Annotated in this window: 14 protein-coding genes; 11 read left to right on the top strand and 3 right to left on the bottom strand. The window is 62.2% G+C overall.

Annotation, left to right across the window (positions count from 1 at the left end; all coding sequences use genetic code 11):
* Positions 1-68 precede the first annotated feature (68 nt).
* The 6 genes from DYZ14_RS17845 (at position 69) to DYZ14_RS17870 (ending at position 6348) form a co-directional block, all read left to right on the top strand.
* Positions 69-1088: a sulfate ABC transporter substrate-binding protein gene (locus tag DYZ14_RS17845; RefSeq protein ID WP_154721946.1), complete on the top strand. Its 1020-nt coding sequence runs from the start codon at positions 69-71 to the stop codon at positions 1086-1088.
* 356 nt (positions 1089-1444) lie between these two features.
* Positions 1445-2407, top strand: coding sequence for an aliphatic sulfonate ABC transporter substrate-binding protein (locus DYZ14_RS17850; RefSeq protein ID WP_154721947.1), 963 nt, complete (start codon positions 1445-1447; stop codon positions 2405-2407).
* Between the two features lie 26 nt (positions 2408-2433).
* Positions 2434-3399 (top strand): aliphatic sulfonate ABC transporter substrate-binding protein, encoded by a 966-nt coding sequence (locus DYZ14_RS17855; protein ID WP_154721948.1) that lies wholly within the window; start codon positions 2434-2436, stop codon positions 3397-3399.
* A 25-nt stretch (positions 3400-3424) separates the two neighbouring features.
* On the top strand, positions 3425-4594 hold the full coding sequence (ssuD, locus tag DYZ14_RS17860; RefSeq protein ID WP_154721949.1) for an FMNH2-dependent alkanesulfonate monooxygenase: 1170 nt from the start codon (positions 3425-3427) through the stop codon (positions 4592-4594).
* A 79-nt stretch (positions 4595-4673) separates the two neighbouring features.
* Positions 4674-5510 carry an ABC transporter permease subunit gene (locus tag DYZ14_RS17865; protein WP_154721950.1) on the top strand — a complete coding sequence of 279 codons (837 nt, stop codon included), beginning with the start codon at positions 4674-4676 and terminating at the stop codon, positions 5508-5510.
* Positions 5511-5520: 10 nt separating this feature from the next.
* Positions 5521-6348, top strand: coding sequence for an ABC transporter ATP-binding protein (locus DYZ14_RS17870; RefSeq protein WP_154721951.1), 828 nt, complete (start codon positions 5521-5523; stop codon positions 6346-6348).
* A 57-nt stretch (positions 6349-6405) separates the two neighbouring features.
* On the opposite strand, the gene DYZ14_RS17875 is transcribed toward DYZ14_RS17870, so the two are convergent.
* Positions 6406-7833 carry an FAD/NAD(P)-binding protein gene (locus DYZ14_RS17875; RefSeq protein ID WP_232365581.1) on the bottom strand — a complete coding sequence of 476 codons (1428 nt, stop codon included), beginning with the start codon at positions 7831-7833 and terminating at the stop codon, positions 6406-6408.
* Positions 7834-8040: 207 nt separating this feature from the next.
* Here DYZ14_RS17875 and DYZ14_RS17880 point away from each other — a divergent pair, with 207 nt between their 5' ends.
* The 4 genes from DYZ14_RS17880 (at position 8041) to DYZ14_RS17890 (ending at position 10194) form a co-directional block, all read left to right on the top strand.
* Positions 8041-8589, top strand: a complete 549-nt coding sequence (locus DYZ14_RS17880) for a flavin reductase family protein (RefSeq protein ID WP_154721953.1) — start codon at positions 8041-8043, stop codon at positions 8587-8589.
* Between the two features lie 177 nt (positions 8590-8766).
* Positions 8767-8958 carry a hypothetical protein gene (locus DYZ14_RS17885; protein ID WP_154721954.1) on the top strand — a complete coding sequence of 64 codons (192 nt, stop codon included), beginning with the start codon at positions 8767-8769 and terminating at the stop codon, positions 8956-8958.
* A gap of 13 nt (positions 8959-8971) precedes the next feature.
* The gene (locus DYZ14_RS24585) at positions 8972-9103 is read left to right on the top strand and encodes a hypothetical protein (protein WP_269749459.1); all 132 of its coding nucleotides are present in this window, start codon (positions 8972-8974) and stop codon (positions 9101-9103) included.
* The gene (locus tag DYZ14_RS17890) at positions 9103-10194 is read left to right on the top strand and encodes an acyl-CoA dehydrogenase family protein (protein ID WP_154721955.1); all 1092 of its coding nucleotides are present in this window, start codon (positions 9103-9105) and stop codon (positions 10192-10194) included. The genes DYZ14_RS24585 and DYZ14_RS17890 overlap by 1 nt, the downstream gene beginning before the upstream one ends.
* Before the next feature lie 14 nt (positions 10195-10208).
* On the opposite strand, the gene DYZ14_RS17895 is transcribed toward DYZ14_RS17890, so the two are convergent.
* A complete protein-coding gene (locus DYZ14_RS17895; protein ID WP_154721956.1) occupies positions 10209-10673 on the bottom strand; it encodes an RrF2 family transcriptional regulator in 465 nt (154 codons plus the stop codon).
* Between the two features lie 380 nt (positions 10674-11053).
* On the opposite strand from DYZ14_RS17895, the gene DYZ14_RS17900 reads away from it, so the two are divergent.
* A complete protein-coding gene (locus DYZ14_RS17900) occupies positions 11054-11233 on the top strand; it encodes a hypothetical protein (protein ID WP_148658692.1) in 180 nt (59 codons plus the stop codon).
* Here the strand turns inward: DYZ14_RS17900 and DYZ14_RS17905 are convergent.
* On the bottom strand, positions 11220-12197 hold the full coding sequence (locus DYZ14_RS17905) for a calcium/sodium antiporter (protein ID WP_148658693.1): 978 nt from the start codon (positions 12195-12197) through the stop codon (positions 11220-11222). The genes DYZ14_RS17900 and DYZ14_RS17905 overlap by 14 nt on opposite strands.
* Positions 12198-12244: the final 47 nt, after the last annotated feature.

Raw genomic sequence — 12244 nt, forward strand, 5'->3', positions numbered from 1 at the left:
TTGTTATTCCATGTCGTTGATTAACTCTATTGATTCGATAGAGTAAATGCATCCAATGGAGGTGTGAAATGAATATTTTGAAGAAAAGCTTCGGTCTGGTTCTCAGCCTGGGTCTTGCCCTCGGCAACGCTCCCGCCGCATTCGCGGAAACGACCCTGCTCAACGTGTCCTATGACCCCACGCGTGAGTTCTACAAGGAGTATAACGAGGCCTTCGCCAAGCACTGGAAGGCCGAGACCGGAGAGGATGTCACTGTACAGCAGTCGCATGGCGGTTCGGGCAAGCAGGCCCGTGCCGTGATCGACGGGCTGGAGGCCGACGTGGTGACCCTGGCTCTTGAAGGCGATATCGACGCCATTGCGAAGAATACCGGCAAGATTGCCAAGGACTGGCGCGGACGGCTGGAGAACAACTCCTCGCCGTACACCTCGACGATCGTCTTCCTGGTGCGCAAGGGCAATCCCAAGGGAATCCAGAACTGGGGCGACCTGGTGAAGGGCGATGTCCAGATCGTCACCCCCAATCCGAAAACCTCGGGTGGGGCGCGTTGGAACTATCTCGCGGCCTGGGCGTGGGCGCATGAGGAATTCAAGGGCGACCAGGGCAAGATCCTTGCCTATATCGCGGAACTCTACAAGCGCGCGCCCATCCTCGACACCGGTGCCCGCGGCGCGCTGACCACCTTCGCCCAGCGTCAGATCGGCGATGTTTTGCTGGCCTGGGAAAACGAGGCCTATCTGGCCGGCGCCGAATTCGGTGCGGATTCCTTCGACATCGTCGTGCCGCCGCTTTCGATCCTGGCCGAACCGCCGGTCACCGTGGTGGATGGCAATGTCGATGCCAAGGGCACGCGCAAGCAGGCCGAAGCCTATCTCGCCTATCTCTATTCGGAGGAGGGCCAGAACCTTGCGGCCAAGCATTTCTACCGACCGTCCAAGCGGGACCTGGTCAAGCCCGAACTGCTGAAGCAATTGCCCGACATCAAGCTGGTCACGATCGACGACCCGATCTTCGGCGGTTGGGCCAAGGCGCAGCCGGAACACTTCGGCGACGGCGGCATCTTCGATCAGATCTACAAGCCGAAGTGATCAGACAGACCTTGGACAATGAAGACAACCCGCGGCAAACACCGCGGGTTTTTCTGTCCCGGCCAGCCGGGACCGGGCGTTGCGGCGGGAGCCTCGCGACGCAGACTGGTTGTACAGATGTCGCCCCTCTGCGGTTTGGCCGCGACGACCGCCGCGTTGTAATCCCCGTCGCAGCCGGAGTGCAGTCACTGAATTCGCCCCGCCGGACGGTCGATCCAAACGGCAACGCATGACGCGACGGATAATCTCCAAATCGCCCCATCCGCTGGAATAAAATTCCTTACAAAAACTATAGAGATTATTACTTTGAGGCATTGTTTCAGGAGTGCCGCGATTGGCACACATCGGAGGTCGACATGATTACCAGGAGACAGGGTCTCAAACTTGCCGCAGCCCTTGCCGTCGCTGCCTTGCCCCTCACGCGGACGGCATGGGCGCAAGCCAAGAAGATCCGGATCGGCTGGCAGAAGTTTGGCGTGCTGGCGCTTGCCAAGCAGCAGGGCGCGCTTGAGAAGCGCTTTGCCGACCGTGGCATCAGCATCGAGTGGTCAGAGTTCACCTCGGGTCCGCCGCTCCTCGAAGCGCTCGGTGCCGGCTCGCTCGATTTTGGCCCGACCGGCGACGTTCCGCCGCTCTTTGCCCAGGCCGCCCGCGGCGATCTCGTCTATGTCGGCACCTACAAGCCGCCGGCTGCCTTTCATGGCATCCTCGTTCACAAGGATTCGGCGATCAAGACGCTTGCCGATCTCAAGGGTGTCAAGCTTGCCTACAAGCGCGGATCGAGCGCCCACAACTTCGCCTTCAAGGCCTTGGCCAAGGTCGGTCTGACGCCGGATGACGTCGAGAATGTCGACCTGCCGCCGCCGGATGCGGCCGCCGCCTTCAAGAATGGCAGCATCGATGCCTGGTCGATCTGGGATCCTTATTTCGCCATCGCCGAGAGGGACCCGAACGCCCGCCTGCTGACCACCTCGGAGGGCATCGTCGAGGCCTGGGGCTACTTCCTCGGCAACGGCGCCTTCGCTTCGCAGAACCCCGAACTGATCACCGAGATCCTCGATGAACTCGCCAAGGTCGGTGCTGCCGCCCAAGCGGACATCGGGGCAACCACTGCGGCACTGTCGGAAATTACCGGAGTTCCCGCCGACGTCACCCGGGTGACGCTGACGCGCGCCGGCTCCGATCTCGGCAAGGTTGGCACGGTGTCTGACGAGGCCGTCGCCTACCAGCAGGCGCTGGCCGACGACTTCCACGCGCTCGGCGTCCTGCCGAAGAAGCTCACCATCTCGGACATCGTCTGGCGCCCCAAGGCCAGCTGATCCCACCAACCCATCGGAGAGATACCATGATCACGCGCAGGCAAAGTTTGGCACTGATCGGAGCGGCAGCGACCTCGCTTTCCATGCCCGTCCTCCGGCCCGCCCGGGCGGCGACGACCGTGTTTCGTATCGGCTGGCAGAAGAATGGCGTGCTCGCGCTGGCGAAGCGCACGGGCGCCATCGAAAAGAGACTGGCGCCGCGGGGTATCAGCGTCACCTGGTCGGAATTCACCTCTGGTCCACCGCTTCTGGAAGCGCTCGGCGCCGGGTCGCTCGATTTCGGCCCGACCGGCGATGTTCCGCCACTCTTCGCCCAGGCCGCCGGCGGCAATCTGCTCTATGTCGGCACCTATCGCGGTCCCTCTACCGGGTCAGCCATCCTCGTCCACAAGGACTCGTCGATCGCCTCGCTTGAGGACCTGAAAGGCAAGAAGGTCGCGTTCAAGCGCGGTTCGAGCGCCCATAATTTCACCGTCAAGGCGCTTCGCAAGGCGGGTCTCGAAGTTGGCGACGTCGAGGCGATCGACCTTCCTCCGCCGGATGCGGCCGCGGCCTTCAAGACCGGCAGCATCGACGCCTGGGCGATCTGGGATCCCTACTACGCGATCGCCGAAACCGATCCGCAGACGCGCGTGCTGACGACCGCGGAGGGCATCGTCGATAGCTGGAGCTTCTACTTCGGCAATGGCGACTTCACGGCGGCCAATCCGGATGTGCTGTCGGAGGTGATCGATGAACTGGCAAAGACCGGCGCCTGGGCGCAATCGCACATCGAAGAGACGATCTCCGCGCTTTCGGAAATCACCGGCGTGCCGATCGAGGTGACCCGCACCGTGCTGACCCGCAAGGGCGCCGACCTTGGCAAGGTCCATCCGCTGACCGAGGAGGCGATTTCCTATCAGCAGGCGCTGGCCGATGAGTTCCATGGCCTCGGCATCCTGCCGAAGAAGCTCACCATTTCCGATATCGTCTGGCGGCCGAAGGCCAGCTGACTCCCATTGTTGAAAGGACCTTGACATGACCAAGACCGAAAAGCCGCTCGATTTCCTCTGGTTCATCCCGACCTCGGGTGACGGATCCTATCTCGGCTCCGACGACCGCAGCCGGCCCGCCGATCCGGGCTATTTCCGCGAGATTGCCACCGCCGCCGATCGCCTCGGCTATACCGGTGTGCTGATCCCGACCGGTGTGGCCTGCGAGGAGTCCTTCGTGCTGGCAGGCCATCTTGCGGCCGTCACGGAGAAGCTGAAATTCCTCGTCGCCATCCGTCCGGGCACGGCTTCACCGGCTTACTATGCGCGCCTGGCCTCGACGCTCGACCGCGTTTCCAATGGACGTCTGCTGCTGAACATCGTCGTCGGCGGCAGCGCCCAGGAACTGGCGGGTGACGGCATTTTCCTGCCGCATGACGAACGCTACGCCCATGCCGAAGAATTCTTCCAGGTTTTCAATCAACTGATCGAAACCGGCAAAGCCAATCTCGACGGCAAGTACATCAAGGCGCTGAATGCCCAGCTCGGCATCCCGCCGGTCCAGGAACCGCGCCCGCCGCTTTACTTCGGCGGCTCGTCGGACGCGGCGATCGAGTTTGCCGGTGGTCGCGTCGACAAGTACCTGACCTGGGGCGAACCGCCGGCGCAGGTGGCGGAAAAGATCGCCTCCGTCCGCAAGGCGGCCGCATCCAGGGGCAAGGACGTGAGTTTCGGCATCCGTCTGCACTTCATCGTTCGCGAAACGGACGAGGAGGCCTGGGCCGCTGCCGACCGGCTGATCTCCAAGCTCTCAGACGAGGCGATCGAAGCGGCGCAGGAGGTGTTTGCCAAGAGCTCCGATTCCGTCGGCCAGGCACGCATGGTGGCGCTTCACAATGGCCGGCGCGACAAGCTGGAAGTTTCGCCGAACCTCTGGGCCGGCATTGGTCTGGTTCGTTCGGGCGCCGGCACCGCGCTGGTCGGCTCGCCGAAGACGGTCGCCGCCCGCCTGCGCGAATACCAGGCGCTCGGCATCGATACGATCGTCGCTTCCGGCTACCCGCATCTGGAGGAGGCCTACACCGTCTCCGAGCTGCTCTTCCCGGAAATCGGCCTTGGCGGCCCACGCAACCAGATCCGCTCGTCCTTCGGCGAGCGCCAAGTCTTCGGCGGCGGCGGCCACGGCGGCAACGTCAAGCTCGTGTCCGGTTCCTGAGCCGCCGAAATCGGCACTTCGATTGCCCCTCAGCCGTCCGGTAAGCCGGACGGCTGTACCTCTGACCAGGAGACAGGACATGACGGCATACGAGATCGTAACCGATGCGGAGGCGCGACGCGCCCGCCTCACAATACCCGCCATCAGCTTGCCCAATATCCGGCTCGCAGGGCTGCTGCCCTACTTGCTGCCGGCCGTCGTACTTGTGGTGTGGCAGTTCCTGTCCTCGGCCGGGTGGATCTCGTCGCGGATCATGCCGGCCCCGACCGATGTGGGCCTTGCCTTCGTCGACCAGTTGAGCTCGGGTGCCCTGCTGCATGACATCGCCGTCAGTGGCGCCCGGGCCCTGGCCGGACTTGTCGTTGGCGGGTCGATCGGTCTGGCGCTTGGGATCGCCAACGGGGTTTCGAAGCTGTCGGAACAGCTGACCGACACAACCCTGCAGATGCTGCGCACCATCCCGCATCTGGCGATGATCCCGCTCGTCATCCTGTGGTTCGGCATCGGCGAGGAATCCAAACTGTTCCTCACCTCGCTCGGCGTGCTCTTTCCCGTCTACCTCAACACGTTCCACGGCGTGCGAAACGTCGATCGCGACCTCCTAGAGATGGGCCGGATCTATGGCATGAGCAGTCTCACCCTTTTCCGCAAGGTGATCCTGCCCGGTGCGCTGCCGTCCATCTTCGTCGGCCTGCGCTACGCGCTCGGCATCATGTGGTTGACGCTCATCGTCTCGGAATCGATCGCCGCCTCGTCGGGCATCGGCCACATGGCGAACGAGGCGCGTGAATTCATGATGACGGATGTCGTCGTGTTGTCGCTGCTGGTCTACGCGGTCCTCGGCAAGCTGGCCGACATGATTGCCCGTGCGCTGGAGCGTTACAGTCTTTCCTGGAACCCTGTCTATCAGAAGTGAGGATCGGACGATGATGCGACATGCCTTCTATGCGCCGGCAGAGCGGCCAGACAATGCTGTGGCCTATGCCGATCACGGCGTCACGCGCCCTGCGGTCAATGCGGCCGGTCCGGTATCGATCCGGCTTCGCGATGTGGAGAAGTCGTTCGGTGACAACACGGTTCTGCGCGGCATCGATCTCGATGTACCCGCCGGCCAGTTCATCGCGATCGTCGGCAAGAGTGGTTGCGGCAAGAGCACGCTGCTGCGCCTGCTGGTCGGTCTGGACAAACAGAGCGGCGGTTCGATCACTTTCTCCGACGTGTCCGGTGACGAGGCCGTGCCCAATGCGCGTATCGTTTTCCAGGAGCCGCGGCTGCTCCCCTGGGCAGGCGTGCTCGACAATGTCGTTGTCGGCCTCGGTGAGGGCATCGACAGGGAAACGGCCCGCCGGGAAGCGCTTGCCGCGCTCGAAGAAGTGCAGCTTTCGGAAAAGGTCGGACAATGGCCGTCGCGCCTGTCCGGTGGGCAGCGACAGCGCGTGGCGCTAGCCCGATCGCTGGTCAGCAAGCCCGGCCTGCTCGTTCTCGACGAGCCGCTCGGTGCTCTTGACGCGCTGACCCGCATCACCATGCAGCAGCTCGTTGCCCGTGTCCGGCGTGAACTGGGTTTCACAGCTGTCCTCGTCACCCACGACGTCAGTGAAGCGGTCAATCTCGCCGATCGCGTGATCGTGCTCGACGAGGGGCGCATTGCGCTAGATATCGAGGTTGACGCCGCGCATCCGCGGCGCCACGGCGATCCAGAGCTTGCCGCGCTTGAGCGGCAGTTGCTTGAGGCGATCCTCGGCAAAGCCTGAGGGGCGATGACTTGTTCGCCAGAAGGCTTCCGACCGTGTCGGAGGCCTTCGTCTGGCTTAGGAGTGGTGCATCATCGGTCGACGGCCCTTGACGCCTTCGATGATCTGCCTGGCGATCTGTTCGCATTGGACCGCGATTTCAGGAACACCGGTGAGTTCGCCGAAAGTGCCCCGGGCTAGCGGCCCCGCGATGAAGAGGCCCTCCGTCGCATGGCCATCGACGCCGATGGCGCGGCTCTCACGGTCGCAGGCGAGGCCCAGGCCATGGCCGTCCGTCTTGACGAAGTTCTGGCGGTTGAGTTCGGCGAGATAGGGCTGCGAGCCGATGGCGGCGGTATGATCCGGTCCGGTTGCCATCACCACCCATTGGAAGGACTGCCGCTCGACCACGCCGTCCGGCTTGACGATCAGGTCGATGGAAATCGCATGAGGCGCGCGTTCGACCCGACAGACCCGTCCGGCCCGCGTCAGTAGCCGGCCGTCCCGGATATCCGGGCGAATGAGGTCTGCGACCTGCGGCGGCATACGGTAGCGGTGGGTCTCGAAGCGACGGCGCAGATGGCGCAGGAGCCGCGCCTGCTCCTGGTGCGGCAGCGTCTGCCAGATCGTCTGCCCCTGCTGGCGAAGCGCGTCGAACACGCTCTGCCAGGGAAGGCCGGAGCGCTGGGCGTCGGCAATCGCGACACGCACGCGTCGCAGAAGGTTCCGGACGCTCGTTGCTGGAGGCACGACGAAGTTTCCGGTCGGGGCAAGCGTCCCACCGACCTGAGGCTGCGGCAGCAAGCCGGAGCGGGAGAAAGCGACAATCGCGCCGTCATGACCACGGTTTCGCAAGGATGCGATGACGTCGAAGGCCGTCAGGCCTGCTCCCAAAATGAAGACTCTCTCACCCGGGCGAATGTAAGCCAGAGCATCGGTTCGCGACGGATCGGTGATGAACCGCGGGTGGCCATTGAGCGCCAGGGCGATCATGCCGGGCGCCTTGGGCTTTGGATGGCTTGTGGCGATCACGACGATGTCGGCGACGATCTCGGTGCCACGACTGCCGGTCACGCACCATCGGGAGCCCGACCGTGCAATCCTCTCGACCCGTTCGCGAACATGCCGCACGATGCCGCGGTCGATGAACGGCTGCATGCGCTCGGCCATGAAGCGGGCGAAGGCCGATCTGCGAGCATAGATGCCGCCGCTGCCGACCCGTGCATCGGGGTCGGCCTCGTTCGCTCCGCTTGTTTCGAGCCAGCGGGCAAAGGCATCGGGCTCTCCGGGAATGGCGCGCATCCGCGATGCCTCGACGTTGAGCCTGAGGGCAGGATCGGCCGTATCATAGGCAAGCCCTGCGCCCAGGCTGGCGCGTGGCTCGAAGACGGCGATCTGGTGGTCGTCCCATTTCGCCCCGATCGCCAGCTGGCGGGCGAGCGAGGCGCCGGCAAAACCGCCGCCGATGATGGCGACCCGGCACGATCCGTCGTGGGCTGAGAGCATGGGTTTTTCCGAGGGTAGGGTCATTCGCAACATGGCGTTCTCCCTTCAGTTGAAGCCGTCGGCTTCGAAAGCGTCCCGATCTAAGGCGACTTGCAGACATATTTTCTATAAAATATATAGATTATAAAATCGAATGTCTACGGGGAGTAAGTCTGGCCTGCTAGAAAGGTTCCCGATCACGGATTGCCACCCTTCACGGAGTTCCCGATGAACAGTTCATTTATCAGTCTGGACCAAGTCAAACACGAGCCCCTCTTTCCCTTTATTAAGCCTTCCGTCGACGCGGATGGCCTGAAGGCCGCCTTGCGCAACTTGGGTGGCGGGGTCAGCATCATCACGGCTGGCCAGGGGGAGGCTCGCACCGGTGCGACAGTCACCTCGGCCACCGCACTCTCGGTTGAGCCTCCGCGAATGCTGGTCTCGCTCAATCGCACCTCCTCCACCTGGCCGGTGGTCGAGCGCTACGGGCATTTTTGCGTCAATGTCGTCGGCCCGCTGCATGAGGGGCTCGCCAACCAGTTTGCCGGCAGGGGCGGATTGAAGGGACCGGATCGCTATCGAGGGGCCTCCTGGACCACGCTTGCATCCGGGGCGCCGGTTCTCGAGGATGCGGCCTCCGCCATCGACTGCGAGGTTGAGGAGGTGCTGGAACGCCACAGCCATGCGATCGTCATCGGTCGGGTCGTGGGCATCCGTGTCCTCGGCGGCGGTTCGCTGGTCTACGGCAATGGGCGCTATGCATCGCTCGACGGCTGATCGAGCGTCTGCGGCAGGCTCTCCCGCTTTTGCTCAGGCTTACGCGGTCTGGAGAATGGTGTGCCAAGCACGTCAGGCAGAATAGAATAGTGTTTTTATCGAAAATATTGACGATCGCCGAAAATACGGCGACACTGCGACATCAGCTCATGATGGGCGTAGCAGGAGGGATGAGGCATGCCGATGGGTATAGACAGCTTTTCCTTCGATCTGTTCGGCATAACGCGCCGGGCAAAATCGACAGGCCGCGAGGCGGTCGGTGGACGTCCGAGGGCTCTGGCCGAGGACCAGAATGTCAAGGACGACCAGCATACGGAACGCGCCCGAGACCAGGAAATTTTTTTCTGGGGCATGTTTTCGGTACTCTAGTCAGGAGGCAATCATGGCTCATGTTCTCGACAGTCTGACCGGCCAGGGTCCCAGAAGCGCAGGCGGCGCTCTTGCCGAGCGCCTGGCGCCGCTCGCGGCGATCTCGGCCGTTGTGTTTCTTGTGGCCGTTATCATCCTGCTCTGATGGTGGCAACGGTCTCCGTCCTCCGAAGTCGCGGTGCGATCGGCCTGCAGAACCTGAAGGAGCGAACAATGGGAACCATTACGCATCTGCATGAGCGTCTCCGTCCCGTGCCCAACCGCATCGACGCGGAAGGGGACGTGCTCGCGGCCGCATCCGCCGTCCTTCCCGTCTTGTCGCAATTACCCGTGGCCGAGGCTCTCAGCCGATCCGGCCTTCTCCCCCTCTCTGTTCCGAGTGATTTTGGCGGCCTCGATGTCTCCAACGTCGTACTCGCCGAAGCCGTTTCGGTGATCGCTGCCGTTTCGACCAGGGCGGCCGAGGCCCTCGCATCCCACTGCTCCGCACTTGAGGCTATCCGCAATGCCGGCAGCGAAGAGCAGCGCAGAACCGCCTTTGCCAGATCCGCAGCGGGCGAGTGCTTCCTCCTGTTGACTGAAGGAGACGTTGCCGAGCTGAAGACCGACGCGCGTTTTCTGCCTGAAGGCATGGGATTTCGCCTCGAAGGGGAGGTGCAGCTTGCCGCTATGGTCGATGCGGACTGGCTTGCCATACCCGCCTCCGATCCGTCCGGACAGTCAGCCCTGCTTCTCGTGCCGCGCAACGCCGCGGGTGTCGAATTTTCCCAACCGGGGGAGGGGGCCTCGTCGTTGCTCCGGTTTACCGGCGTTCACGTGGCGGCCGACAGTGTCCTTGCTCTCACCTGCCGCCAGGCAGGTGAGATGATGGAGAGCGTGGGCAGGCTTCTGCGGGCTGCAGCCATTCTCGGGCAGGGCCGGCGAGAGCTGGAGTCCATTCTTGCGGCGATTGATCCGGAAAGGGATGCAACGGTCGCATCGGCCCACGCAATCGGCTGGCGACAAGTCGAGATCGAGACGGTCCATGCACTGATTCTGCGCGCTGCCGCGGCGATCGATGGAGCCCAGGTCAATCCTGCGGCGGAGACGATCGCGCAAGCCCACCGGATCGCGTCAATTTTGCGTGTCGCTGCGCAACGGATGGACACCGGGCGAACGGCAGACGAAGAAGAAGAGGCGATCGTTGCCGCTCTTGGCAGGCTATTGATCGCCGGCCGGGACGAAATGCCGGCCTAGTCCATCAGGGCGAATCAGCGGGCCTGCGGCTCAAGCCTTGGCGAGCCCTCGGCGTCGATGTTCTTCTCGCGCGCGACGAACTGGGTGAGCGTCATGTTGTCGAGAATGGTGGCGATTGCATCGCGCACTTCGGTCATCGACAGGCGCACCTGGCAGGTCGCCGGATCGGCGCAGTCGTCGCAGGCCTCGAAGGCCGTGCGGCTGGCGCAACGGATCGGGGCGAGCGGGCCGTCCAACGCGCGAATGACCTGACCGATCATGATATCGTCGGAGGGTTTTGAAAGCGAATATCCGCCGTTCGGCCCCTTCTTCGAGCGCAGGATTCCGTTGTTTCGCAGCTCCAGCAGGATCGTATCGAGGAATTTCTTCGGAATATTGTTGCGCGTGGCGATGTCGGTGACGAACGCGGTTTCGCCCGGATCGAGCTGCGCCAGATCGACCAGCGCCTTCAATCCGTATTTGCCTTTTTTCGTGAGCATGGGGAGAACTCGATTTCGTTCGTGTAAGCTGGCGGCTCGCTGCAGGGCTCTGCTAACTGAAGATGTATTCTTCCAAATAGATAGTTTTTACTGGCTAAAGGTGCAAGCCCAAACTCCGCGTCCTGGAGCGGGCCGCAATCTTCCCTTCGACCGGCCGGTTCCTGCCCTGGAAGGAGCCAGCCACTTTCCGCGTCTCTTACGGATGGTGTTGGTGGGCGCATTTCAGTGGTGAGCTTCTGCTAGCCACGCATTATGTCGCGACTACGTTGAGATAAAGTTCCATAATTCTTGTTACGCGATTTCGGTTTGTCAGGGGGTACATTCTATTTCCAAGTGCGACATGCCAGTAATTTCAATGGCTTCACTTTGGAGATTTTGGCATGTCGGAATGCTATGCGCAATTGACCCTCGCCGATCGACGGCGGCTTCACCACCTCCTCGCTCGCAAGGTGCCGATCAACGAGATGGCCTGGGACCTGATCTTCGACCGCCGGGAAATTACCGCGGAAAACTCCAGTTATGAACGGTTCAGTTTCCGGGGCGCCGTTACGTCCGCATGACGATCAGATAGCTGAGATAGGTCAGATAGAGGCAGATGAAGAACACGCCTTCCATGCGGGACACCTGGCGCCCACTGTAGAAGACGGGGACGCAAAGAAACGCGACCGCGGTCATGACAGGCACATCGACCATGATCATCGCATCCGAGACTTGAACGGTCCTTCCGGGGACCGCGAGCGTCAATCCAAGGATCGCCAGAATGTTGTAAACACTGCTGCCGAGAAGATTGCCAATCGCGATCTCACGCTTGTTGCGCAGTGTCGACAGCACGGTCGTCACCAGTTCCGGGGAAGACGTACCGATGGCGATGATGGTCAAGCCAATGAATGTCTCCGAGACTTGCCATAGACGTGCCAGGTCCACGGATCCCCTCACAAGCAGGTCCGCGCCCAGGACGATGATGCCAATGCCGATCACCAGGACAAGCAGATCTCGCTTCGATGATCCATCGTAAACGGTCAGAGGCGTAACGGCTTCGAGTTCGTTCTCGAACCTTGCTTTTACCAGTCGGCTCTCGCGCCGTGCCGAATGAATGACGGCAGCGGTATAGGCAAGAGAAGAGAGGAAAAGAATGATCCCGTCATTCCGCGTCAATTCTCCGTCCGACACCATGAACAGGAACATCAGTGAGGCGACGACGATCATCGGCAGGTCGAGCCACAGCGTCTCGGTTCGCAGCGATAGCGGGATCATTGTCGCGCTCACGCCCAGGATCAGCAGGATGTTGACGACATTTGTACCGGCAATGTTGCCCACTGCGAGATTGCCGTTTCCGGAAAACACGGCATCGATCCCGACCGCCAGTTCCGGCGCGCTCGTGCCCAAGGCGACGATCGTGGCACCGATGACCACGGGAGAGATATTGAAGCGGCCGGCAAGCTGAGATCCGTTCCCGACCACGAGTTCGGCGCCGAAGACGAGAAGTGCCAGACCAACCGTACAAAAAAGAAGCGCAGTCAACATTTGCGCTTTCCCATGGCGCCAAGGCGGATCATTTCAGAAGAACACCC

The sequence above is a fragment of the Ciceribacter sp. T2.26MG-112.2 genome (genome assembly GCF_900492205.1).
Taxonomy (GTDB): domain Bacteria; phylum Pseudomonadota; class Alphaproteobacteria; order Rhizobiales; family Rhizobiaceae; genus Allorhizobium; species Allorhizobium naphthalenivorans_A.